The sequence below is a fragment of the Pseudomonas sp. SM4 genome, from assembly GCF_051913165.1.
In the GTDB taxonomy this organism is placed as follows: domain Bacteria; phylum Pseudomonadota; class Gammaproteobacteria; order Pseudomonadales; family Pseudomonadaceae; genus Aquipseudomonas.
In genome coordinates this window covers 72,313-93,434 of the sequence record NZ_JBODOE010000011.1, presented here as the reverse complement: position 1 = coordinate 93,434, position 21,122 = coordinate 72,313, and the positions used below count along the sequence as shown (strand labels likewise).

At 59.0% G+C, this 21,122-nt stretch carries 24 protein-coding genes; 10 read left to right on the top strand and 14 right to left on the bottom strand.

Annotated elements, in window-relative coordinates:
• A complete protein-coding gene (locus ACQ4MY_RS20470) occupies window positions 1-924 on the bottom strand; it encodes a LysR family transcriptional regulator (protein ID WP_008086429.1) in 924 nt (307 codons plus the stop codon).
• Window positions 925-973: 49 nt separating this feature from the next.
• Here ACQ4MY_RS20470 and ACQ4MY_RS20465 point away from each other — a divergent pair, with 49 nt between their 5' ends.
• From ACQ4MY_RS20465 to ACQ4MY_RS20455, 3 genes are all read left to right on the top strand, one after another.
• Entirely contained in the window at window positions 974-1,288 is a 315-nt protein-coding gene (locus tag ACQ4MY_RS20465) for a 3-phosphoglycerate kinase (protein WP_440096280.1), read from the top strand.
• A gap of 228 nt (window positions 1,289-1,516) precedes the next feature.
• On the top strand, window positions 1,517-2,116 hold the full coding sequence (locus tag ACQ4MY_RS20460; protein WP_064388351.1) for an FMN-dependent NADH-azoreductase: 600 nt from the start codon (window positions 1,517-1,519) through the stop codon (window positions 2,114-2,116).
• A 321-nt stretch (window positions 2,117-2,437) separates the two neighbouring features.
• Window positions 2,438-3,295: a carboxylate/amino acid/amine transporter gene (locus tag ACQ4MY_RS20455; protein WP_008088874.1), complete on the top strand. Its 858-nt coding sequence runs from the start codon at window positions 2,438-2,440 to the stop codon at window positions 3,293-3,295.
• An 89-nt stretch (window positions 3,296-3,384) separates the two neighbouring features.
• Here the strand turns inward: ACQ4MY_RS20455 and ACQ4MY_RS20450 are convergent, their stop codons facing one another.
• Window positions 3,385-4,683: a mechanosensitive ion channel family protein gene (locus ACQ4MY_RS20450; RefSeq protein ID WP_008088873.1), complete on the bottom strand. Its 1,299-nt coding sequence runs from the start codon at window positions 4,681-4,683 to the stop codon at window positions 3,385-3,387.
• Between the two features lie 191 nt (window positions 4,684-4,874).
• Between ACQ4MY_RS20450 and ACQ4MY_RS20445 the strand changes: the two genes are divergently transcribed.
• Window positions 4,875-6,215 (top strand): DEAD/DEAH box helicase, encoded by a 1,341-nt coding sequence (locus ACQ4MY_RS20445; protein WP_158829240.1) that lies wholly within the window; start codon window positions 4,875-4,877, stop codon window positions 6,213-6,215.
• Between the two features lie 54 nt (window positions 6,216-6,269).
• Here ACQ4MY_RS20445 and ACQ4MY_RS20440 read toward each other — a convergent pair whose 3' ends face one another.
• The 4 genes from ACQ4MY_RS20440 to ACQ4MY_RS20425 all read right to left on the bottom strand — a co-directional run bounded on the left by ACQ4MY_RS20440 (window position 6,270) and on the right by ACQ4MY_RS20425 (window position 8,798).
• Window positions 6,270-6,869, bottom strand: coding sequence for a hypothetical protein (locus ACQ4MY_RS20440; RefSeq protein ID WP_440096279.1), 600 nt, complete (start codon window positions 6,867-6,869; stop codon window positions 6,270-6,272).
• 12 nt (window positions 6,870-6,881) lie between these two features.
• The gene (locus tag ACQ4MY_RS20435; RefSeq protein WP_008088867.1) at window positions 6,882-7,466 is read right to left on the bottom strand and encodes a papain-like cysteine protease family protein; all 585 of its coding nucleotides are present in this window, start codon (window positions 7,464-7,466) and stop codon (window positions 6,882-6,884) included.
• A 247-nt stretch (window positions 7,467-7,713) separates the two neighbouring features.
• Complete coding sequence (locus tag ACQ4MY_RS20430; protein ID WP_008088865.1) at window positions 7,714-7,989, bottom strand: hypothetical protein; 276 nt, start codon at window positions 7,987-7,989, stop codon at window positions 7,714-7,716.
• Between the two features lie 74 nt (window positions 7,990-8,063).
• Window positions 8,064-8,798, bottom strand: coding sequence for a DUF899 domain-containing protein (locus ACQ4MY_RS20425; RefSeq protein WP_440096278.1), 735 nt, complete (start codon window positions 8,796-8,798; stop codon window positions 8,064-8,066).
• A gap of 175 nt (window positions 8,799-8,973) precedes the next feature.
• Between ACQ4MY_RS20425 and ACQ4MY_RS20420 the strand changes: the two genes are divergently transcribed.
• Window positions 8,974-9,366 carry a hypothetical protein gene (locus ACQ4MY_RS20420; RefSeq protein WP_008086217.1) on the top strand — a complete coding sequence of 131 codons (393 nt, stop codon included), beginning with the start codon at window positions 8,974-8,976 and terminating at the stop codon, window positions 9,364-9,366.
• 128 nt (window positions 9,367-9,494) lie between these two features.
• On the opposite strand, the gene ACQ4MY_RS20415 is transcribed toward ACQ4MY_RS20420, so the two are convergent.
• The 3 genes from ACQ4MY_RS20415 to ACQ4MY_RS20405 form a co-directional block, all read right to left on the bottom strand.
• Window positions 9,495-10,364, bottom strand: coding sequence for a DUF6279 family lipoprotein (locus ACQ4MY_RS20415; RefSeq protein WP_008086219.1), 870 nt, complete (start codon window positions 10,362-10,364; stop codon window positions 9,495-9,497).
• Between the two features lie 77 nt (window positions 10,365-10,441).
• Window positions 10,442-11,158 carry a TorF family putative porin gene (locus ACQ4MY_RS20410; protein ID WP_008086221.1) on the bottom strand — a complete coding sequence of 239 codons (717 nt, stop codon included), beginning with the start codon at window positions 11,156-11,158 and terminating at the stop codon, window positions 10,442-10,444.
• A gap of 217 nt (window positions 11,159-11,375) precedes the next feature.
• A complete protein-coding gene (locus ACQ4MY_RS20405; RefSeq protein ID WP_016985943.1) occupies window positions 11,376-11,564 on the bottom strand; it encodes a hypothetical protein in 189 nt (62 codons plus the stop codon).
• Between the two features lie 341 nt (window positions 11,565-11,905).
• On the opposite strand from ACQ4MY_RS20405, the gene ACQ4MY_RS20400 reads away from it, so the two are divergent.
• The 3 genes from ACQ4MY_RS20400 (at window position 11,906) to ACQ4MY_RS20390 (ending at window position 14,459) form a co-directional block, all read left to right on the top strand.
• Window positions 11,906-12,742, top strand: a complete 837-nt coding sequence (locus ACQ4MY_RS20400; RefSeq protein WP_008086223.1) for a CvfB family protein — start codon at window positions 11,906-11,908, stop codon at window positions 12,740-12,742.
• A gap of 115 nt (window positions 12,743-12,857) precedes the next feature.
• Window positions 12,858-13,259, top strand: a complete 402-nt coding sequence (locus ACQ4MY_RS20395) for a DUF2177 family protein (protein WP_158836270.1) — start codon at window positions 12,858-12,860, stop codon at window positions 13,257-13,259.
• Between the two features lie 312 nt (window positions 13,260-13,571).
• On the top strand, window positions 13,572-14,459 hold the full coding sequence (locus ACQ4MY_RS20390) for a DMT family transporter (RefSeq protein ID WP_440096387.1): 888 nt from the start codon (window positions 13,572-13,574) through the stop codon (window positions 14,457-14,459).
• On the opposite strand, the gene ACQ4MY_RS20385 is transcribed toward ACQ4MY_RS20390, so the two are convergent.
• Window positions 14,404-15,585 (bottom strand): MFS transporter, encoded by a 1,182-nt coding sequence (locus ACQ4MY_RS20385; protein ID WP_440096277.1) that lies wholly within the window; start codon window positions 15,583-15,585, stop codon window positions 14,404-14,406. The genes ACQ4MY_RS20390 and ACQ4MY_RS20385 overlap by 56 nt on opposite strands.
• Window positions 15,586-15,689: 104 nt before the next feature.
• Here ACQ4MY_RS20385 and ptrR point away from each other — a divergent pair, with 104 nt between their 5' ends.
• The gene (gene ptrR, locus ACQ4MY_RS20380) at window positions 15,690-16,583 is read left to right on the top strand and encodes a putrescine utilization regulator PtrR (protein WP_008086231.1); all 894 of its coding nucleotides are present in this window, start codon (window positions 15,690-15,692) and stop codon (window positions 16,581-16,583) included.
• 142 nt (window positions 16,584-16,725) lie between these two features.
• Complete coding sequence (locus ACQ4MY_RS20375; RefSeq protein ID WP_003184145.1) at window positions 16,726-16,854, top strand: PA1414 family protein; 129 nt, start codon at window positions 16,726-16,728, stop codon at window positions 16,852-16,854.
• 89 nt (window positions 16,855-16,943) lie between these two features.
• Here ACQ4MY_RS20375 and ACQ4MY_RS20370 read toward each other — a convergent pair whose 3' ends face one another.
• The 4 genes from ACQ4MY_RS20370 to ACQ4MY_RS20355 form a co-directional block, all read right to left on the bottom strand.
• Complete coding sequence (locus ACQ4MY_RS20370) at window positions 16,944-17,192, bottom strand: hypothetical protein (protein WP_008086233.1); 249 nt, start codon at window positions 17,190-17,192, stop codon at window positions 16,944-16,946.
• 43 nt (window positions 17,193-17,235) lie between these two features.
• The gene (locus tag ACQ4MY_RS20365) at window positions 17,236-17,961 is read right to left on the bottom strand and encodes an MBL fold metallo-hydrolase (RefSeq protein ID WP_440096276.1); all 726 of its coding nucleotides are present in this window, start codon (window positions 17,959-17,961) and stop codon (window positions 17,236-17,238) included.
• Window positions 17,962-18,047: 86 nt separating this feature from the next.
• Window positions 18,048-19,427, bottom strand: coding sequence for a sodium:solute symporter (locus ACQ4MY_RS20360; protein WP_008086238.1), 1,380 nt, complete (start codon window positions 19,425-19,427; stop codon window positions 18,048-18,050).
• A gap of 153 nt (window positions 19,428-19,580) precedes the next feature.
• On the bottom strand, window positions 19,581-21,083 hold the full coding sequence (locus ACQ4MY_RS20355) for a purine-cytosine permease family protein (protein ID WP_440096275.1): 1,503 nt from the start codon (window positions 21,081-21,083) through the stop codon (window positions 19,581-19,583).
• Between the last annotated feature and the right edge of the window lie 39 nt (window positions 21,084-21,122).

Below are 21,122 nucleotides of genomic sequence, written 5' to 3'. Positions count from 1 at the left end.
TCAGGCTTGTTCGGGGGCGGCGTACGGCGCATCCAGAGGTAACGTATCGAAGGTGCGCAGCAGTTCGATGAGGATTTGCGTGGCCGGGCCCAAGGGTTTGTCCTTGTTCGAATACAGGTAGAAGCTGGAGTTGCGAGTGCCGCCCCTGTCCAACGGTAGCAGCTTGAGCGAGCCATCTTTCAATTCCCGCTCGATCATGTGCCGGGGCAACCAGGCAAAACCCAGACCGCTGCTGACAAAGGTTGCGGCAGTGGCGAGGCTGCCGACCGTCCAGCGCTGTTCGGCGCCGAGCCAGCCGACATCCCGGGGTTGCTGGCGGCCGGAGTCGCGGATGACCACTTGCATCTGGGTTTCCAGATCCTGAAAGCTCAGTTCGCGATTGAGCCGATGCAGCGGGTGATCAGGGTGGGCGACGGCAATGAACTCGACGTCGCTCAATTCCGCGCCGAGGTGGCCGGGAATGCTCAGGCCGGTGATGGCCAGATCGGCGACGCCTTCGAGCAATACTTCCTCGACGCCGGACAATACTTCTTCACGCAAGCGAACCCGGCAACCACGACTCTGCGGCATGAACGCGGTCAACGCGCGAACGATCCGCGCGCTCGGGTAGGCGGCATCGACCACCAGCCGCACTTCAGCTTCCCAGCCTTGCTCCATGTGATGAGCAAGGTCCTCCAACTGACTGGCCTGTTTCACCAATTGCCGCGAGCGGCGCAGCAGCACACCGCCGGCTTCAGTGAGCACGGCTTTACGCCCGTCGATGCGCAACAGCGGCACGCCGAGCTGGTCCTGCATGCGCGCGACGGTGTAGCTCACCGACGATTGCGAACGGTGCAGGGCCTCGGCGGCCTGGGCAAACCCACCATGGTCGACCACTGCCTGCAACGTTCGCCATTGATCCAGGGTCACGCGGGGCGCTTTCATCAATAGCTCCTCTTGTCCTAAGCTGGCCGTCCCTCATGGAGACTGCCGAATGAAAAAATTCTGTTGTGTGGTGCTGGCGCTGCTGCCGTTGACTGCTTTTGCGTATCCGATCGATGTCGAGAAGGATCTCAACGGCATGAAGATCGACTACGAAACCTTCGACACGGATAACGACATCGGCTCCATCCGGGTGGCCAACTACGGTGATGTCGATGCAGTGTGCAAGGCCGTTTTCAGCAATGGTCCCGAGGCGCCGCGCACCCGCAACATCGAAGTGGCCGCCGGAAAACACAAAAACGCCACGGCCAAGTTCACCCGCGAGATCATCAAGCTGCGCATCAAACTGACCTGCACCCCGAAATAACACCGGTCCCTGTAGGAGTGAGCCTGCTCGCGATAGCGGTGTGTCAGATAAATCTATGCGACTGATACACCGCTATCGCGAGCAGGCTCACTCCTACAAGAGCATGGTTCGGCATCTAAACGAATTATTCGATGCTTTGCAGCAATTATTTGCGCTTTTTCATCGATTCAACTCTGTTTAACCTTCACTCCATCGACTTACAACATTCTCGGATGGAGGCTACACACCATGTCCCGCGTTCTGATCATTGAAAGCAGTGCTCGCCAGCAAGACTCGGTATCCCGTCAACTGACCCAGACCTTCATCAGTCAGTGGAAAGCGGCGCACCCGGCCGATCAGATCACCGTGCGTGACCTCGCCGTGAATCCTGTACCACACCTGGACAGCAACCTGCTGGGCGGCTGGATGAAGCCTGCCGAACAGCGCAACGACAGCGAACAAGCGTCGCTGGACCGCTCCAACGCACTGACTGATGAACTGCTCGCCGCCGACGTACTGGTGATGGCCGCGCCGATGTACAACTTCGCCATCCCGAGCACCCTCAAGGCCTGGCTCGACCACGTGCTGCGTGCCGGCGTGACCTTCAAGTACACCGAAACCGGCCCGCAAGGCCTGCTCAGCGGCAAACGTGCCTACGTACTGACGGCTCGCGGCGGCATCTACGCCGGCGGCCCAGCCGATCATCAAGAACCGTACCTGCGTCAGGTCATGGGCTTCATCGGCATCAACGACGTGACGTTCATTCACGCCGAAGGCATGAACCTCGGTGGCGACTTCCAGGAGAAGGGCCTCAATCAGGCCAACGCCAAGCTGTCCCAGGTCGCTTGATATGTTAATCGCCAGATAATCGCCGATTGTTTAAGTGACCTGGCGCAACCCCTTCAAGGCTCTACGCGCATCGAACCTCGCTTTGCACTTGTTGCTCCTGAGTGCTGTAGCCCGATTGAACGCATTAGCGAGATCGGGCTTTTTTTTGCCCGTAACTCACCGATCCCCTGTAGGAGCTGCCGCAGGCTGCGATCTTTTGATCTTGTTTTTTTTAAATCAACATCAAAAGATCGCAGCCTGCGGCAGCTCCTACACGGGGATTTGTGTTGGTTGCACAATCGAAAACCGCTATCGTCGCCGCCATTCGAATTAGGGGCGAGCATGGGCTATCTACTTTTTGTCACGCTGATCCAGGCGTTTTCCTTCAGTCTGATCGGCGAATACCTCGCTGGTCATGTCGACAGTTACTTTGCCGTGCTGGTGCGCGTGGTGCTGGCCGGGCTGGTGTTCATCCCGCTGACCCGCTGGCGCTCGGTCGAACCGTCGTTCATGCGCGGCATGCTGATGATTGGCGCCTTGCAGTTCGGCGTGACCTACGTCTGTCTGTACCTGAGCTTCCGTGTGCTGACGGTGCCGGAGGTGTTGCTGTTCACCATCCTCACACCGTTGCACGTGACGTTGATCGAAGATGCACTGAACCGCCGTTTCAACCCGTGGGCGCTGATCGCCGCGCTGGTCGCAGTGGGCGGGGCGGCGGTGATTCGCTTTGACAGCATCAACCCGGACTTCTTCATGGGCTTCCTGCTGCTGCAACTGGCCAACTTCACCTACGCCGCAGGCCAAGTGATGTACAAGCATCTGGTGGCGAAACACCCGAGCGATCTGCCGCATTACCGGCGTTTCGGCTTCTTCTACCTCGGCGCGCTGGCGGTGGTACTGCCGGCATTTCTGATGTTCGGCAAAGCCAACTTCCTCCCTGAAGCGCCGTTGCAATGGGGCGTTTTGCTGTTTCTCGGCCTGGTTTCGACCGCGTTGGGCATGTACTGGTGGAACAAGGGGGCGTGCATGGTCAACGGCGGCACGCTGGCGGTGATGAACAACCTGCATGTGCCGGTGGGCTTGCTGCTGAACTTGCTGATCTGGAATCAGCATGAGGAACTGGGGCGGTTGTTCCTTGGCGGCAGCGTCATCCTCGCCGCCGTGTGGATCAGCCGACTGGGCATCCGCCGCACCGCATAACTGAATGTAGGAGCTGCCGCAGGCTGCGATCTTTTGATTTTAAAGATCAAAGGATCGCAGCCTGCGGCAGCTCCTACATGGGGATGGGGTTACATCAGGTGTTTTTGCGGCTCGGGGATGCTAGCCGCGCCGAGCACCGCCGGCAGCAGCCCCGAACGCAAATCCCCGCCACTCGGCTGCTGATACAGGCTCAAGCCAAACTCCGGCAGCACCGCCAGCAGATAATCAAAAATATCCCCCTGAATCCGCTCGTAATCGGCCCACACCGTGGTGCGGGTGAAGCAATAGATCTCCAGCGGAATGCCCTGCGCCGTGGTTTGCATCTGGCGGACCATGCAGGTCATGTTCGGCTGAATCTCCGGATGACTCTTCAGATACGCCAATGCATACGCGCGGAAGGTGCCGATGTTGGTCATGCGCCGGCGGTTGGCCGACATCGCCGCGACGTTGCCCTGTGCCTCGTTCCACGCCTTGAGCTCGGCTTTCTTGCGGCTCATGTAGTCGGTCAGCAGATGCACCTGGGAGAGCTTCTCTTCTTCGTCATCGCGGATGAAACGTACGCCGCTGGCGTCGATGAACAGGCTGCGTTTGATCCGCCGCCCACCGGATTGCTGCATGCCGCGCCAGTTCTTGAACGATTCGGACATCAAGCGCCAGGTCGGGATCGAAACGATGGTCTTGTCGAAATTCTGCACCTTGACCGTGTGCAGGGTGATGTCGACCACATCGCCATCGGCGCCGACTTGCGGCATTTCGATCCAGTCGCCGACCCGTAGCATGTCGTTGCTGGTCAATTGCACGCTGGCAACGAACGACAGCAGCGTGTCCTTGTAGACCAACAGAATCACCGCCGACATGGCACCGAGACCGGACAGCAGCAACAACGGCGAGCGGTCGATCAATGTGGCAACGATGATGATCGCGCCAAATACGTACAAGACCATTTTCGCCAGTTGCACATAGCCTTTGATCGAGCGTGTGCGGGCGTGTTCGGTACGGGCGTAGATGTCCAGCAGGGCATTGAGCAGGGCGCTCACCGCCAGCAACAGGAACAGAATGGTGAACGACAGCGCCACATTGCCGAGAAAGGTCATGGCGGTCTTGCTCAGTTCCGGCACCAGGTGCAGGCCGAACTGAATCACCAGCGATGGCGTCATCTGCGCCAGGCGCTGAAACACCTTGTTGTGGCGAAAGTCATTGATCCAGTGCAGCGCCGGTTGGCGCCCGAGCATGCGGCTGGCGTGCAGGATCAGATAACGAGCCACTCGTCCGAGTACCAGCGCGACCACCAGCAACACCGTCAGGGCGAGGCCGGCCTGCAAGAGCGGATGCTGTTCGAGAGTGCCCCAGAGGTCCTGGGCGTTGAGCCAGAGCTGTTTGAAATCCATATGAGCAACGATTCTTCTGTAAGACGCGATGGGCGATTAGAGCATTTAAGACGTCGCGTATTACCGTTGGAGACAAATCGAGCAACAAAAAAAGCACTGATTGCTGCCGTTTGCACAAAGAAACTCGGCCTGAGCGCTCGAAACCGGTAACCTATGCAGCTGTTTTTTTGCATATCTTCGAGGTAGCACCCGTGTTTTCCCAATTCGCCCTGCACGAACGCCTGCTTAAAGCTGTGGCCGAGCTGAAATTTGTCGAGCCAACGCCTGTGCAAGCCGCGGCCATTCCGCTGGCGCTCCAAGGGCGTGATTTGCGGGTGACTGCGCAAACCGGTAGCGGCAAAACCGCCGCTTTCGTTCTGCCGATCCTCAATCGCCTGATCGGCCCGGCCAAGGTTCGTGTCAGCATCAAGACGCTGATCCTGCTGCCGACCCGCGAGCTGGCCCAGCAGACGCTGAAGGAAGTTGAACGCTTTTCGCAGTTCACTTTCATCAAATCCGGCCTGATCACCGGCGGTGAAGACTTCAAGGTCCAGGCCGCCATGCTGCGCAAGGTGCCGGACATTCTCATCGGCACCCCGGGCCGGATGATCGAGCAACTCAACGCCGGCAACCTCGACCTGAAAGAAGTCGAAGTGCTGGTGCTCGACGAAGCCGACCGCATGCTCGACATGGGCTTCTCCGAAGACGTTCAGCGTCTGGTCGACGAATGCCCGAACCGTCAGCAGACCATGCTGTTCTCGGCCACCACCGGTGGTTCCGGCCTGCGCGAGATGATCGCCAAGGTGCTGAACAACCCTGAGCACTTGCAGCTCAACGCGGTCAGTCAGTTGAACTCGACCACCCGTCAGCAAATCATCACCGCCGACCACAATCAGCACAAAGAGCAGATCGTGAACTGGCTGCTGGCCAACGAGACCTACCAGAAGGCGATCATCTTCACCAACACCCGCGCCATGGCCGACCGTATCTATGGTCGTCTGGTGGCTCAGGAATACAAAGCGTTCGTACTGCACGGCGAGAAAGACCAGAAGGATCGCAAACTGGCGATCGATCGTCTGAAGCAGGGCGGCGTGAAGATCCTCGTGGCGACCGACGTTGCAGCCCGTGGTCTGGACGTTGATGGTCTGGACATGGTGATCAACTTCGACATGCCACGCAGCGGCGACGAGTACGTGCACCGCATCGGTCGTACTGGCCGCGCCGGGAACGACGGCCTGGCGATCTCGCTGATCTGCCACGGCGACTGGAACCTGATGTCGAGCATCGAGCGCTACCTCAAGCAGAGCTTCGAGCGTCGCACCATCAAGGAAGTCAAAGGCGTCTATGGCGGTCCGAAGAAGGTCAAGGCCTCGGGCAAAGCCGTTGGCGTGAAGAAGAAAAAGACTGACGCCAAGGGCGACAAGAAGAAAACTGCCGCCAAGACGCCGACCAAGCGCAAGAGCGTCAACCGTCCTAAGCCGGACTCGTTGGTCAGCAGCGACGGCATGGCGCCGCTCAAGCGCCGCAAGCCGGCAGAGCCAGCGGCTGAATAAGTCGTTTCAGGCGCACAAAAAAACCCGGACAGTGTCCGGGTTTTTTTTCGTCCATCAGTTGCCGAGTTGGCCACTGGTGTCGGCGTCGAAGCGCCGCTTGGCTTGCTCGGCTGCCGGCTTCAACTGCACCAGTAATGCCGCTTCAGCGTACAACCGGGGGCTCGCCAGTTCCTTCGGGGTCGGCTCGATCGGGATCAGCACATCTTCGCCAGCGGAGTGCAGCCAGATCGCCACAACGTGCAGTGCCGAGACAAACAGCACACGCAGTTCGACGCTTTTACCCTGCAACTGCGGCGCCTGCTCCGCCAGTTTCAGCGCACTGACGGTGGCAGCGGCATGGCTGCCGTGGTTGAGCGAGGCGAACTCGACGTGGCCGCGAACCTCGGCCAGTTGCGCATCGGCAATCGTCACGCCATCGGCAAACACCAGGTAATGCCAATCGCCGATCCGCGCGTCTTTCAGGCCTTTGCCGTTGCTCAGGTCATCCAGGCTGAGCGAGTAGCCACGATAGGCTTCACTGAGGCTGATTTTCGCAGGTGCAGCGTTGGCGAACTGGCGGTTGGCGCCAAAACCGTGGGTTTGCAGTGCGGCTTGCAGCGCCGGGCGCAAAGTCTGTACGCCGTTGGAAGGCGCCTTTGGATAAGTCAGTTGCATGATGTCGCCCTCCTAGTTTTTGACCGTGAAGTAAGTGTGAGTCCAGTTGCCGCCACCGTTGTAGGCACGGGGAAAGGCATTCAGCGCACGGGTCGAATAACCATAGATCGAGTCCGCGACCAGCACGTAATCGCCGTTGGTGCCGTAGATCGTCAGGAAGTGCGCACCGCCGCCGTACCAAGCGCAACGCAGGCCGACCGGGCGGCCCATGCTGATCTGGTTCTGGATCGCCGACATCTGCAACGAGCCCTGATTCATGCCGTTGTAGCTGCGGGTGGTTTGCAGCGCCGAATCCAGATAGCCGTAAACATTGCACGGCCCCGGCTGATTGCAGCAATTGCGATCGAGCTGAGTGCTGGCGACACCGCACTGCGTCCAGTTGCCGGTGCCGTAGTAGTTGCCAACCGAGGCGGACACGGCAGCCCAGCACCAGTTGGTCTGGGTTTGTTGCTGCATGTTGAAGTTCAGGCTGCCAGCGGCAAGCGCGCTGGCATGTTCGGCCGCTTCGACTTCGACCAGTTGTGGGTCGAGCAGATGGCCGATGAGGCACCTTGGCAGTGATTCACTGGTAAAGGGTCTTGCTTCAGTGGTTAACATTTTCAATCCTCCATGAATGAAAACAAGCGTCCCGCTTGTAAGGGTGTTGCCGAGCGATCGGCGCTTCAGGGTTGCCATCTCCGATGGCGGTTGCCGATCTCTTTGCTCGATGTAACCGTAGATGCGGATATGCGTTTGTGCAAATAAATAAATGCATTTGTGCATTTATAAAGGCAAAAGATCGCAGCCTGCGGCAGCTCCTACAGGGTTTGGTGTAGGAGCTGCCGCAGGCTGCGATCTTTTTCTTTTAGCTGTCGGCTTTCTTTTCGGCGGTACCCAACTCTTTCAATCGCTGATCAATCAGCTGGCACTTGTCCGGCAAATCCTTGCTGGCCGTGCCCAGATCCATCTTCTGCAACTCGGCGTTGATCTCTTTGGCCTTGGCCGGATTCTGTTCGGTGAGCTTGGCAACTTCCTTGGCCAGTTGTTCACGTTTGGCGGTGGCCTCTTCCGGCGTACAGGCCCAGACGGGCAGGGCGCAGGCGAGGGTGGCGGCGAGGGTGAGCTTGATCAGGGTTTTCATCGGGGCAGGCCTCAGTTCCGGTTAAGGCGGGTTAACCGGTTGAGGCCATGAGAGGGCGAAAAGTTCATTGCTCATCACTCGGAGTGACAGCAACTCGACCTGGAATCGCCTTCATAACGATCATGATGCCGCACCCACTCCATGATCTCGTCCTCATTGCGGCCCTTGGGCGTCAGGTCGAGGTAGTTGTAGGCGCCGACCAACATGTCCAGGCCACGTGCGTAAGTTGAATAGGTGTGGAAGATGTCGCCCTTTGAGTCGCGATAAAACACGCTCAGCCCCGGCATTTCCTCCTCGGCGCTGTCAGTCTTTTCGTAGTTGTACGTAGCCTTTCCAGCGGCGACATCTTCAGCACGGGCGCACACGCCGAAGTCATAGTTGAAGTCGCAGCCCTCTGACGACACCCAGTCAAACTTCCAGCCCATCCGCCGTTTGAAGTCCTGAAACTCATTGAATGGCGCGTGAGAAACAGCCACCACCGCAATGTCGTGATGGGCCAGATGCTGGTTGGCGCCGTCGATGTGATCGCTGAGGAAGGAGCAGCCCTGGCAGCCTTCCTCCCAATCCTTGGCGAACATGAAGTGGTAAACGATCAACTGGCTGTGTTGGCCAAACAGGTCGGCCAGTTTCAGTTCGCCGCTCGGGCCTTGAAAGTGGTAGTCCTTGTCGACCTTCACCCAGGGCAAGGCACGACGTTGGGCGCTGAGGCGGTCGCGTTGTTGGGTGAAGGCTTTTTCGTCGGCGAGATGTTGTTTGCGGGCGGCGAGCCATTCTTCGCGCGACACCACTGGATGATTCTCAACGTTCATGATGATTTCTCCTGCGGGGTTGAAACCGTCTGTTTCAGACTAGTCGTTTAACCCGGCGTGAAATCGACAGACCGCCGGTCGGTCGCCGTAGAACATGCGGCTGAACGGCTGCGAGCTACTCCGGTCACAACCTATGAACGCGCCATTAATCACGCGCACCGGAGGTTGTATCAGGATGACGACTTATAACTGGGATTTGATTGAACGTTTGCTGCACGAAGTGCAGAACAGTGCGGGCCACAGCTTTGCCCCACGGGCTTATGCCGAAGACTATGCGGCGGAGAAAGCCAGCGCCGGCGAGCCGATCGAGAACCTTGATCACCTGAAAACACTGGCTTGCGACTATGAAAGGTTGTTGCTCCTGCGCGGCTATATCGCACCGCGCCCGGATGAAGAGGGCAGCACGGGAAACAATTTTGTGCTGACCCCACGCGGTTCCAGCCTGCTGAGCCTGATCGACAGCAGCATCCCCGGTAATGACCACCCGCGCCAAGTGCTGGATGAGCAGGAGGATCCGCTGGCCGAGGCGACGTTTGATGAAGTGGCTTCAAAAGCCCAGATCGCCTGAGTTCACGCAGATCCCCTGTACCCTGTAGGAGTGAGCCTGCTCGCGATAGCGGTCTTCCAGTCAACATTGATGTCACTGGAAGTCCGTTATCGCGAGCAGGCTCACTCCTACATTGGATTTCGGTATGTTCAGTTTTTTTGCGCGGCCTTCAGGCACTTGAGGTCGTTGAAATCTTTGCGCACCCCCTCAATCTTCTTCAACAACCGCTGCCGCTGTTGCGGCGTGCTTTCAGCCATCAGGTCAACCGCCAGCGAGCGTCCCTGCGCCTCGGTATCGGCGAAGGCCTTGCGGTAATCCGCTGTCCATAAACTCTCGCGATTGACCAGCAGCGTCTCGATTCTCTGTGGGAATTCGGGGCTTTTACGCTGTGCGACGGCTGCACTGAACTGCTTCTGCCAATGGGCCCGGTTGGCGATCCATTGGGTGTATTGATCGCCCAGTGCGGTCGACCACGCCATTACTCGCTGTTCCTGCGTAGCGCTCAACGGCCCCAGCCAGTCGTTCAGGCGTTTGACCATGCGTGCGCCACGCTCGGCAATCTGTTGATCAAGCGGCGGTTTGAGGTATTCCTGCTGACGCTTGCGCAGGTCCTTGGCAAACGCGTCATTCATCTCGGCCACTTGTTTATCGTCCAGGCCTTGCAACAACTCGATGGCCGAAGGCGTGATTGCCTTCGCCGTTTCGGCAATCGCCTGCTTGGCTTCGGCAGTGCGCGCCTGCAACGCGGCGTCGGTGATCTGGTTGCTCTCGACCATGCTCTGTAAACGATCCAGCCAGTCCAGATAACCTGGCAGTTGCGTGGTGCAATGCCAGTTCAGGTGCTCTTTGAGTCGCTCGTTAAACCAGTCCTTTTGCTCGCCGTTCATGTCCAGATAGTCGCTGAGCGTCCACGGAATGATCACGTCGAGGTTGCGATAGGCCAGGCCGACGCGACTGCAGGCGCCGAGGGCGAGGGTGAAGATCAACAATGCGGCGATGTGCTTGAACCAGCGAGACATGGGCGAATCCTTGCGATGGCCTGGCTTCGAAAGTCTGATTCTTATGTGATGCAGGATGCGCGCGGCAGTTCAGCCAATCAATAGAACGCGCGTTCGGCCTTGAGGGTGACGAGGCCGTCGCACTGGCTGTTGTGCCCGGAATAGGCCGAGCAATCGCTGCCGCTGAGGCTGGAATTGCTGTAGATCAGGTCGAGGTCGACACCCATGAACGGCCGGGACAGTTTCACCGACCAATCAGTGAAACTGCTGACGTACCCACCGTCCACGGCCACTGGTGTGTTCAATTGGTGAGTGGTGTATTTCATGCTGACACCGATGCCGAACGGCTGATTGCCGCCAAGGTCGGCAAACAGGGTGTTGTTCTGTTTATCCGGGTCGTTGCTCAGGGCCACGCCGAAACGGCTGCCGAGAAGGGTCAGACCGCCGAACAGCTCTTGGCTGTCGAGGGTTTCCACGCTGGGATAGCTGTAGTGGATCATCCCGACTTCATAGCCGAGAGTCTGATCAAAAGGCTGCTTGAAGCCGACGTAGGAGTCGATTTCCAGATTCTTGCCCGGCGTGATGCCCATGCTCGGTGCGTACTGGCCGACGTAGAGGCCGCTGTCGTGGCTCAGATCGAGACCGCCATGAAATGAACCGGCTGCCGAAGGTTTGACCAGGCCCTGGGCCATGCTCCGCGTGGGTGTAGTGCCGAGCTTGAGGTCGAAGTCGCCGAGTTCACGCTGGAAAACCTGGGCGTGCGCGCTCGTGCCAGCCAGCAGGCTCACAAGCAATAAACAGGATGTTTTGCGCATGCGTCACTCCATGAACAGCGAGCGCAGGGCATATGGCCTGCTGAAACGCTTGATCTAGACGCGTGCAAGGATACCGGCGAATGCTCGGCATTGATGGCCGTTCGTCGATTTCTGCAATTTTGCTATTGGGTTGGTTTAAAACGGAGGGGGTGTTGCGCGGTGCCAGTCCAGACGCTTCGAAGCTCAAAGCGCCTCTGGACGGGTGTAAAACCGGGTATTACTTTTTGCCCAGGCTGATCTGCTTGGACGGGCCGAACGTCTGGCCACTGACGCCTTTGGCAATTTGCTGGATCTCGCCGCCGGACTTGAGGAACGCTGCGATCTGATCGTTGATCGATTCGCTGGTTTCAACGGCTGGAGCTGGCTTTGCTTTGCTGGTGGATGCTTTTACACGCATGGCGGCCATTAACCTGTAGAAAAGTAACTCGGCCAGGCATCGTACAGGAATAACTTGACAATTGCTTGGTAAATATCCCCCGGAATAACCAACCTGCGCGCTGCATTACTCTCGATTCAATCTTCGAAATATCGGTCTAACCTGCTGTTTTAAATAAGAACATTTAATAGAAAATGCACTGTGGCGATTTGCCGCGAGGTGCTGCTCCGGACTGACGAGCGGCGCCCCGAGCAGGCGCGACCACGGCAAATCAGAGCATTGCGCGGGATTTTCCGTCATCCAAGGATCTGCCGGCCAACGTTCACGGCAAAAACGGGTAGAATGCCGCCCACGCAATGAGGGTTCTGGAAATGGCTTTAGTCGGGCGTTACAACAGTTTGCAAGTGGTTAAACACACTAACTTCGGTTTATATCTGGACGGCGGTGCCGACGGCGAAATTCTTTTGCCCAACCGTTATATCCCTAAAGATATTCCCAGCGAAGATGAAGACTGGCTCAACGTATTTGTATATCTGGACAGCGAAGACAAACTTCTCGCTACCACGGAAAAACCAAAAGTTCAGGTCGGCGAATTCGCCAGCCTGAAAGTTGTTGAAGTCAACAGCATCGGCGTGTTCCTCGATTGGGGCCTGCCGAAAGATCTGTTGTTGCCGTATTCCGAAGAGAAACGGCAGATGACCGCCGGTGAATACTGCGTGGTGCACGTCTACCTCGACAAACACACCCGCCGCATCACCGCCACGGCGCGTCTGGATCGCTACCTCGACAAGACCCCGGCCAACTACAGCCAAGGCCAGGAAGTTGATTTGCTGGTTGCCGAAGCTACCGACATGGGCTTCAAGGCGATCATCAACAACAAGCACTGGGGTTTGATCCACAAGAACGAAATCTTCAAGTTCATGCGCGCCGGCATGAGCGAGAAGGGCTACATCAAGGAAGTGCGTGCCGACGGCAAGATTGCCCTGAGCCTGCAACCGGTTGGCCAGGAAGCGGCCAGCAGCCTGAACTCGAAGATCCTCGCCAAGTTGCGCGACAACAGCGGCACGCTGCCGGTCAGCGACAAGAGCGATCCGGCCTTGATCAGCAGCCTGTTCGGCGTCAGCAAAGGCAACTTCAAGAAGGCCATCGGCTCACTGTACAAAGAAGGCAAGATCGTCATCCATGCCGATCGCATTGAACTAACCTGAGCCACCGCTGGCCCCATGTAGGAGCTGCCGAAGGCTGCGATCTTTTGATCTTGTCTTTTAAAAACAAAGTCAAAAGATCGCAGCCTTCGGCAGCTCCTACATTGAGGGCGGTGTGATGAAAAGAACGCTGATGGCTTACGTTGCCACGCTGGTGACGTTTCTGCTGCTGGATGGCATCTGGCTCGGGCTGTTGATGGCGCCGACCTATCGCGAACTGCTCGGTTCGCTGATGCTCGAAAAACCGCTGCTGGTTCCGGCAGCGGTTTTTTATTGCCTGTATGTTTTTGGTTGTCTGGTGTTTGTGGTGTTGCCGGCAGTGAGCTGGCAGCGGGCGGCGAAGATGGGCGCCTTGTTGGGGCTGGTGGCGTATGGCACGTATGACCTGACCAATTGGGCGACGCTGCGCGGGTGGTCGGTGCAGGTGTCGTTGATGGATTGGGCGTGGGGGACGTTTGCCACTGCTGTGGCTTGTACCGTCGGGTTTTTGTTGGCTAAACGACTGCATTCAGATCCATGAGCAGGGTTGATTGAACTGACGCCATCGCTGGCAAGCCAGCTCCCACAGGGTTTGGTGTTGAACAAACATTCAGTGAGCAACCCGTTCACTGTGGGAGCTGGCTTGCCAGCGAATGGCGGCGCAGCCGACAGCCATTCAGCGCTGACGCCACTGACGAACTAAATGTCTTTTCCAGACGCCTTTTTCCGTCTGACTGATTGATAATCCCCGGCACTGTTTTTTGACCATTGGATGGCCTGCCATGTTGTGTGTGTTCGAGGTGTTACGGTGATTGTCGAGCGGCGTAATGCCGACCGTTTTGCCCTGCAAGTGATGATCGGCCTGTGCCTGATCTGGGGCGTGCAGCAGGTGATGATCAAGTGGGCCGCGCCGGACATAGCACCGGTGATGCAAGCGGCGGCGCGCTCGGGAATCTCTGCGTTGCTGGTGGGGTTGCTGATCTGCTGGAAGGGCGGCTGGGATCAGGTCGGCGTTACCTGGCGTGGCGGTCTGCTGGCCGGTGCGTTGTTCGGCCTGGAGTTCTTCTTCATTGCTGAAGGCCTGCAACTGACCACCGCCGCGCACATGTCGGTGTTCCTCTACACCGCGCCGATTTTCACCGCGCTGGGCGTGCATTTCCTGTTGGCCAGCGAGCGCTTGCGACCGTTGCAATGGTTGGGGATTCTGCTCGCATTTATCGGCATCGCGATTGCTTTCGCTGGCGGCGTGTCGTGGGACAACCTCGACCGGCGCATGCTTCTGGGCGATGCCTTTGGTGTGTTGGCGGGTGCCTGCTGGGGCGCGACCACGGTAGTGGTGCGCGCTTCGCGATTGTCGGAAGCGCCGGTAACGTTGACCCTGTTTTATCAGTTGATCGTCGGCTTCCTCGGCCTGCTGTTGATCGCGCTGTTCAGCGGTCAGATCACCCACGTCAGCCTGACCACCGTGGCGGTGGCCAGCGTGCTGTTCCAGGGATTGGTCGTGTCGTTCTTCAGTTACCTGGTCTGGTTCTGGTTGCTGCGTCGTTATCTGGCGGCCAATCTGGCGGTGTTCTCGTTCATGACGCCGCTGTTTGGCGTAACCTTCGGCGTCTTGCTGCTAGGCGAACAACTGAGCCTGAACTTTGTCATCGGCGCCGTGCTGGTGTTGCTCGGCATCACCTTTGTCAGCGCCGAGCAGTGGGTGCGTCGACGTTTGCGCAAAGCGCTCGGCCAGCGCTAACCGATTGCAGGGCCAACCCGCCGGCAATCAGCAAACCGCTGCCGGCAATCACCAGCGCCGGGTGCAGGCTGGCGCTGTAATGATTGCTCAGTGCTGCCAATAAAGGGCCGCTGAGCTGGCCAACGGCGAAGCACGCGGTGAGCAGGCCGGCATTGCGTTGAGTGGCATGCGGCGCCAGTTCCCGCGAGCGTTGCATCACCAGTTGCATGCACGCGAGGAACGGCGTGCCACACAGGATCACACCCAGCGCCAGGCCGAATCCGCTGCTCAGCAGGCAGGCAAACACCCCGGCCGCTTGCAGCCACAGTGTCGCCGCCAGCCAGTGCCGTGTGGTCTGGGGATCATGCCGACGCAAGCTCACCAGCACCACACCGATCGCAGCCCCCAAACCAAAGCACGGCCAGAACAGATCGGCCTGCCACTGCCCGTGAAACTGCGCGTTGGCCATCTGCGACAGAAACGTCGCCGGGATGATGTAGCCCACGCCGTACAGCGCATAGATCACAGCCAGACGACCGATACCGCGATTCGACGCATTGACCTGAGCCGGGGCTATCGACGCAGCGGCGGCAGGTTGCGGCAAAAAGCGCCAAACCCCAAGCATCATCACCAGCGCCGCCGCGGCGTAAATCAGCCAAAGCGTTGCCGACGTCTGATGCAGCAGATGTGAGACCAACGCCAATATCCCCGTCAGAAAAATCCCCAAACCCGGCCCGGCAAAAACCAGCGCGCCCAAACGCGGACGACCCGCGGCCGCCGCCAGCGGCTGACTCAACGAGGTGATCATCACCAGCACCCATGCACTCGCCACCCCGGTGCCAAAACGCAGCACCAGGTGCGACCAGAAGCCGTCAGCCCAGAACGATGCGAGCGTCAGCAACACACACAACCACAGGCCGCCGTGCAGGCGGCGCTGCACCTGCTGCGGGCGATGGGCAAACATTGCATCGACCGCACCGAGCAGGTAACCGAGATAGTTGGCCGCCGCAATCAGACCGGCGGCGGTCAGGTCAAACTGACCTTCGCTGAGCAGGTGGGGCATTTGCGGAGTGAGGGCGAAACGCCCGATGCCCATGGCCATCATCAAGGCCACGAAGCAGGCGGATAAGCGAATAAGGGGGGACATGGTCCGAATTCCGTAAGGGCTGCAATGACCGTCAGGCTAGGACTGATTGACTTTCTTTAAAATTGAATAATAGTGAGTAACTTGTTCTGTTATGGAGAAAGCTTGTGGAATTCAGCCAACTGCGGATTTTTCAGGCGGTGGCCGAGGAAGGCTCGATCACCCGCGCCGCCGAACGCCTGCACCGAGTGCCGTCGAATCTGTCGACGCGGCTCAAACAGCTGGAAGAGCAACTCGGCGTCGAGCTGTTCGTTCGTGAGCGTCAGCGCTTGCAACTGTCGCCTGCGGGCAAGGTTCTGCTGGACTACACCGGCAAGTTGTTTGCCCTGCGTGACCAGGCCAGTGCGGCAGTGATGGGCGGGCAGCCGGCGGGGGATTTTGTTCTCGGCACCATGTACAGCACGGCGGCGATTCATCTGCCGGCGTTGTTGGCGCGCTATCACAAGGCTTATCCGGCAGTGAATCTGCAGGTGCAGTCGGCGCCCAGTGGCGAGTTGCTCGAAGGTCTGTTGACCGGGCGTCTTGATGCCGCACTGGTTGATGGTCCGCTGGAGTTGGCCGGCCTCGATGGGGTGCCGTTGTGCGAGGAACGGCTGGTGCTGATCACGGAAATTGACCATCCGCCGGTTCGCAGCGCCCGCGATGTCGAAGGGCGTTCGGTGTTCACCTTTCGCCGCGGCTGCTCCTACCGCATGCGCCTGGAGGCGTGGTTTGCGCACGACCACGCGGCGATGGGCCGGGCCATGGAAATCGAGTCGTATCAGGGCATGCTCGCCTGCGTGATTGCCGGCAGTGGCGTGGCGCTGATGTCGGAATCGATGCTCGCCAGTCTGCCGGGCCGTGACAGTGTTGCGGTGCATCCGCTGGCCGAGCCATTCGTGGGTGCGACAACGTGGCTCATGTGGCGTAAAGGCATGGTCGGGGCCAACTTGAACGCCTGGGTGGAAGTGCAGCAGGCGGTCTATCCTGCGGCTCAGATCGACACCCGCGAAACCGCCTGAACCAATGTCGGCGAATTCTGTTCAATTCAGTAACAGATCATTGCGGATTTGGCCGAGCATTGCGTAGGACTTCGGACTATTATCAGTGCGAAGCGGCCTCAGAATTCCGGCCGCTCAGCACCACCCTGAAGGGGGCATGACGATGAAAGAGAAAATTCAGAACTGGCTACACGACTTGGGTGTTGCCCTCGGCTTGATCGAACCGCCTCTGCAACCTGTACCGATCCGCACGGACGACGAACAGCGTCGGCGCCAGCCTCGTCGGCGGTAGTGCATTAATAAAAGATCAAAAGATCGCAGCCTTCGGCAGCTCCTACACGGATCAATGTAGGAGCTGCCGAAGGCTGCGATCTTTTGCTTTCAGTGCCGGCCAATCTCAAGCAAAAACCGGCTCAAGTCATTCGCGGTCTTCGCGGTCTTGAGCATGCGGTCTTCTTCTGCGGTGAACGCCGTCAGTCCGAATTCATCTTCCAGATGAAAGATCAAATCCTCAATGTCGGCTTTCTCCAGGCCCAATTGCACCAGGCTGGTGTGGTCATTGAATTCGCGGTTTTCCAGCAGACGCCGAATAAACCGGTGCACGGCGGCACGCACGGCAGCTCTTCTCATGGCAGATCTTTCTGATAGTTATTCTGCTTGAGTGAAGCAGGCCTCACGCGTGCCCGCGCAACCATTCGTCAATCATCGAACGCAAACGCTCCCCGGCAAAACTGCCGAAATGCCCGCCATGCACGGTGCGGATCGGCAACGCCTGCAAACGTCGCAGACTGGCGGCGTAATCCTGCAGATTGGAATGGTAGGCGTCTTCGATCAGCGGCCCGTCGTAAATGATGTCGCCACTGAACAGCGTTTCAGTCGCGGCCTCATACAAGCTGATCCCGCCCGGCGAATGCCCCGGTGTGTGCAGCACCTGCAGCGTGCGATTGCCCAGATCGAGCACATCGCCGTCCTCGACAAACCCGGTGGCCGGCGCGGCTTTGACCCGGTATTCGGCGTAACACAACGGGCAATCTGGGTGCGCTTCGAACATGTCGTCGCCGACAAAGGCTCGGCTCAGATCATTCTCGCCATCCGGCGCGGCGAGGATGTCGGCTTCGGCGCGATGCACCAGCCGTTCAGCAAATTCATGATGCCCGGCGATATGGTCGAAATGGCAATGACTGGCCACCGCCACCAGTGGCCGCTCGGTAATCCACGGCAACTGCTCGCGCAGGCTGACCAGCCCTGAGCCGCTATCGAGCAACAGGTCTTTGTCGCGGCCCTGCACATGCCACAGGTTGCAGCGATAGAACGGCCGAATATACGGCTCATGGATCAGCCGAATGCCATCGCTCAAGTGCTGCACTTCAAACCACTGATCGCGCGAAACGATCTTCATAAATCATTTTCTCCAGACGTAAAAAAACGGGTGTGGCAACCGACGCCACACCCGTCGAAGAAAGCATCAAGTCGTTACATCAAAGCTTAGATCGCGCTCGCCACGGTTGCCGGGCGAGGGGAGACCAGGCTGACCACCACGAAACTGATCAGACCCACAGCCAGGCTGTAGTAGATCGGCGTGTTCGCGTCCAGACCGTCCTTGAACATGAACAGCAGCGCGGTGGCAAAACCCAGACCCATGCTGGCGATGGCGCCGGCGGTGGTCGCGCGTTTCCAGAAGATCGCACCGATCAGCGGGATCAGCATGCCGCCCACCAACAGGTTATAGGCGAGGGTCAGCGCGCTGATGACATCGTTCACTACCAACGCGATGCCCAGCACGAGCATACCGGTCAGCAGGGTGAACAGGCGGTTGATCGCCAGGCTCGACTGTTTGCCGCCGCGCAGTTTCGGCAGCAGGTCTTCGGTGATGGTGGTGGCAGCGGCGAGCAGGCCGGCGCTGGCGGTGGACATCATCGCAGCGAGTGCCGCAGCGATCACCAGACCCCGGATGCCGTCCGGCAGCGACAGTTTGACGATGGCGGCGAAGGCGTTGTTGACGTTGTCCAGATCCGGGATCAGCACGTGAGCGGCCATGCCGATCAGCGCGCAGGCGAGGCCGTAGACGATGCAGTAGATGCCCGCGATGCTGCCGGCGTATTGCGCGACTTTCGCGGTCTTGACGGTGAACACCCGTTGCCAGATGTCCTGACCGATCAGGATGCCGAAGAAGTAGATCATGAAGTAGGTGATGATCGTGTCCCAGCCGATGGTGGTGAAGCTGAAGGCAGTGGCCGGCAGTTTCAGCACCAGCTCGTCCCAACCGCCAACGCGGTACAGGCAGATCGGCAACAGGATGAACATCAGGCCAACGGTCTTGATGATGAACTGGACGATGTCGGTGAGGGTCAGCGACCACATGCCGCCGATCGCCGAGTAGATCACCACGACGCCACCACCGACGAGTACCGAAACCCAGAATGGCAGGTCAAACAACACTTGCAGGACGGTGCCGATCGCCAGGATCGAGGTCACGCCGATCATCAGTGCGTAGGCCAGCATGATTGCCGCGCTCGCCGAGCGGGCCATCGGGTTGTAGCGTTTTTCGAGGACCTGGGTGACGGTGTAGATCTTCAGTTTCAGCAGCGGTTTGGCGAGGAACAGGTTCAGCGCGACGATGCCGCAACCGAGTGCCGCGCACAGCCAGAAACCGGAAATGCCGTGCACGTAGCCCAGGCGCACGGTGCCGACGGTCGACGCACCACCGAGTACGGTCGCGGCCATGGTGCCCATGTACAGGCTTGGGCCGAGGTTACGCCCGGCGACGAGAAAGTCCTCGTTGGTCTTGGCTTTGCGCATGCCGAAGTAGCCGAGCAAGAGCATGCCGGCGGCGTAGATGAGGACGACGAATAAATCCAAAGCCATGATGGCGTGTCTCCGATTGTCTTTTTTATGTTGAGGCCAAAATCATTTCCTGTAGGAGCAAGGCTTGCCCGCGATGGGCGCGCCAGGGTCAAGCAGGCTGACCGCGTTATCGTTCTTCGCGGGCAAGCCTTGCTCCTACGGTTCATGCGTAAATCAGGCGGCTTGGCGCAGTTCAGGTTTTTCTATGACTTGGCTGCGCTCATCCTTCGGGCCGAACACCTCGCGCGGTTCCGGGAACAGGCTCAGCAGCGTCAGGTACACCACCGAGGCCAGGCCGAGGGTCACCGGCAAGCTGATGTCGATGCCGCCGGCCATTTCACCCAGCGGGCCAACGAATTGCCCCGGCAGGTTGACGAAGCACAGGCCGACCGCCGCGCTCGGGATCCATGCGCCCAGACCGCGCCAGTTCCAGCCGTGGTTGAACCAGTAGCGTCCGCCCTGTTCGCCGCGCGTGAACACTTGCAGGTCATCCGGGCAGTAGAAACCGCGACGTACCAACAGGCCGATGATCATGATCACCATCCATGGCGTGGTGCAGGTGATGATCAGCACGGCGAAAGTCGACACGCTCTGCACCAGGTTCGCCGCAAAGCGCCCGATGAAGATGAAGGCGATCGACAGCACGCCGATCAGCAGCGTCGCTTTCACTCGCGAGAGAACACGCGGGAACACGCTGGACATGTCCAGCCCGGTGCCATACAGCGAGGTGGTGCCGGTGGACATGCCGCCGATCACCGCAATCAGGCACACCGGCAGGAAGAACCAGCTCGGCGACACCGCGAGCAAACCACCTACATAGTTGTTCGCCGCGATGTAGTCCGGCGCCTTGATCGCGACGATGGTCGCGGTGGTCAGGCCGAACAGGAACGGGATGAACGTGGCGATCTGCGACAGCACCACCGCCGCCATGATGCGTTGCTTGGAGGTGTCACGGGGGATGTAGCGCGACCAGTCACCGAGGAACGCACCGAAGGAAATCGGGTTGCTCATGGCCACCAGTGCAGCGCCGATGAACGCGGCCCAGAAGCCCGGCTGACCGAGGCTGACGGTGCCGGCGTAATGCGCGTCGAAAGGACCGGCGAAGGCGAAAATGCCCAGCAGGAATAACAGGCTGGCGCTCCACACCGCGATCTTGTTCACCCACAGCAAAAAGCGGAAGCCGTAGATGCACACGGTCAGCACCAGAATCGCGAACAGACCGTAGGCCAGGCCCAAAGTCAGGTCGGTTTCCGGCAGGCCGATCAGGCGTTTCGCACCACCGATCAGCGCATCCCCCGAACTCCACACCGAGAGCGAGAAAAACGCGATAGCGGTCAACAGCGACAGGAACGAACCGACGATGCGACCGTGCACGCCGAAATGCGCACCGGACGACACGGCGTTGTTAGTGCCGTTGAGCGGGCCGAACAGGCCCATCGGTGCGAGGATCAGCGAGCCGAGCAGCACGCCCAGCACAATCGCCCAGACGCCGGCCTGAAACGACAGACCGAACAGCACCGGGAAACTGCCGAGCACGGCGGTGGCAAAGGTATTCGAACCACCGAAGATCATCCGGAACAAGTCCGTCGGGCCTGCGCTGCGTTCGTGGTCCGGGATTTGTTCGACCCCGTGGGTTTCAATCTGCGTAAGGCTTTGGTCGTTGTTGTTGTTATTCATGATCTGCTCCGATCATAAAGGCGCGCCTCATCGTGCGTG

What these genes read in the sequence shown, in the direction of transcription:
- ACQ4MY_RS20395 (WP_158836270.1), top strand. Translation starts at nt 12,858, where the DNA reads ATGAAAAGAACGCTGATGGCTTACGTTGCCACGCTGGTGACGTTTCTG.
- ACQ4MY_RS20410 (WP_008086221.1), bottom strand. Translation starts at nt 11,158, where the DNA reads ATGCGCAAAACATCCTGTTTATTGCTTGTGAGCCTGCTGGCTGGCACG.
- ACQ4MY_RS20390 (WP_440096387.1), top strand. Translation starts at nt 13,572, where the DNA reads ATGATCGGCCTGTGCCTGATCTGGGGCGTGCAGCAGGTGATGATCAAG.
- ACQ4MY_RS20360 (WP_008086238.1), bottom strand. Translation starts at nt 19,427, where the DNA reads ATGGCTTTGGATTTATTCGTCGTCCTCATCTACGCCGCCGGCATGCTC.
- ACQ4MY_RS20435 (WP_008088867.1), bottom strand. Translation starts at nt 7,466, where the DNA reads ATGTTAACCACTGAAGCAAGACCCTTTACCAGTGAATCACTGCCAAGG.
- ACQ4MY_RS20455 (WP_008088874.1), top strand. Translation starts at nt 2,438, where the DNA reads ATGGGCTATCTACTTTTTGTCACGCTGATCCAGGCGTTTTCCTTCAGT.
- ACQ4MY_RS20440 (WP_440096279.1), bottom strand. Translation starts at nt 6,869, where the DNA reads ATGCAACTGACTTATCCAAAGGCGCCTTCCAACGGCGTACAGACTTTG.
- ACQ4MY_RS20400 (WP_008086223.1), top strand. Translation starts at nt 11,906, where the DNA reads ATGGCTTTAGTCGGGCGTTACAACAGTTTGCAAGTGGTTAAACACACT.
- ACQ4MY_RS20385 (WP_440096277.1), bottom strand. Translation starts at nt 15,585, where the DNA reads ATGTCCCCCCTTATTCGCTTATCCGCCTGCTTCGTGGCCTTGATGATG.
- ACQ4MY_RS20450 (WP_008088873.1), bottom strand. Translation starts at nt 4,683, where the DNA reads ATGGATTTCAAACAGCTCTGGCTCAACGCCCAGGACCTCTGGGGCACT.
- ACQ4MY_RS20355 (WP_440096275.1), bottom strand. Translation starts at nt 21,083, where the DNA reads ATGAATAACAACAACAACGACCAAAGCCTTACGCAGATTGAAACCCAC.
- ACQ4MY_RS20420 (WP_008086217.1), top strand. Translation starts at nt 8,974, where the DNA reads ATGACGACTTATAACTGGGATTTGATTGAACGTTTGCTGCACGAAGTG.
- ACQ4MY_RS20375 (WP_003184145.1), top strand. Translation starts at nt 16,726, where the DNA reads ATGAAAGAGAAAATTCAGAACTGGCTACACGACTTGGGTGTTGCCCTC.
- ACQ4MY_RS20405 (WP_016985943.1), bottom strand. Translation starts at nt 11,564, where the DNA reads ATGGCCGCCATGCGTGTAAAAGCATCCACCAGCAAAGCAAAGCCAGCT.
- ACQ4MY_RS20460 (WP_064388351.1), top strand. Translation starts at nt 1,517, where the DNA reads ATGTCCCGCGTTCTGATCATTGAAAGCAGTGCTCGCCAGCAAGACTCG.
- ACQ4MY_RS20415 (WP_008086219.1), bottom strand. Translation starts at nt 10,364, where the DNA reads ATGTCTCGCTGGTTCAAGCACATCGCCGCATTGTTGATCTTCACCCTC.
- ACQ4MY_RS20465 (WP_440096280.1), top strand. Translation starts at nt 974, where the DNA reads ATGAAAAAATTCTGTTGTGTGGTGCTGGCGCTGCTGCCGTTGACTGCT.
- ACQ4MY_RS20370 (WP_008086233.1), bottom strand. Translation starts at nt 17,192, where the DNA reads ATGAGAAGAGCTGCCGTGCGTGCCGCCGTGCACCGGTTTATTCGGCGT.
- ACQ4MY_RS20365 (WP_440096276.1), bottom strand. Translation starts at nt 17,961, where the DNA reads ATGAAGATCGTTTCGCGCGATCAGTGGTTTGAAGTGCAGCACTTGAGC.
- ACQ4MY_RS20430 (WP_008088865.1), bottom strand. Translation starts at nt 7,989, where the DNA reads ATGAAAACCCTGATCAAGCTCACCCTCGCCGCCACCCTCGCCTGCGCC.
- ACQ4MY_RS20470 (WP_008086429.1), bottom strand. Translation starts at nt 924, where the DNA reads ATGAAAGCGCCCCGCGTGACCCTGGATCAATGGCGAACGTTGCAGGCA.
- ACQ4MY_RS20425 (WP_440096278.1), bottom strand. Translation starts at nt 8,798, where the DNA reads ATGAACGTTGAGAATCATCCAGTGGTGTCGCGCGAAGAATGGCTCGCC.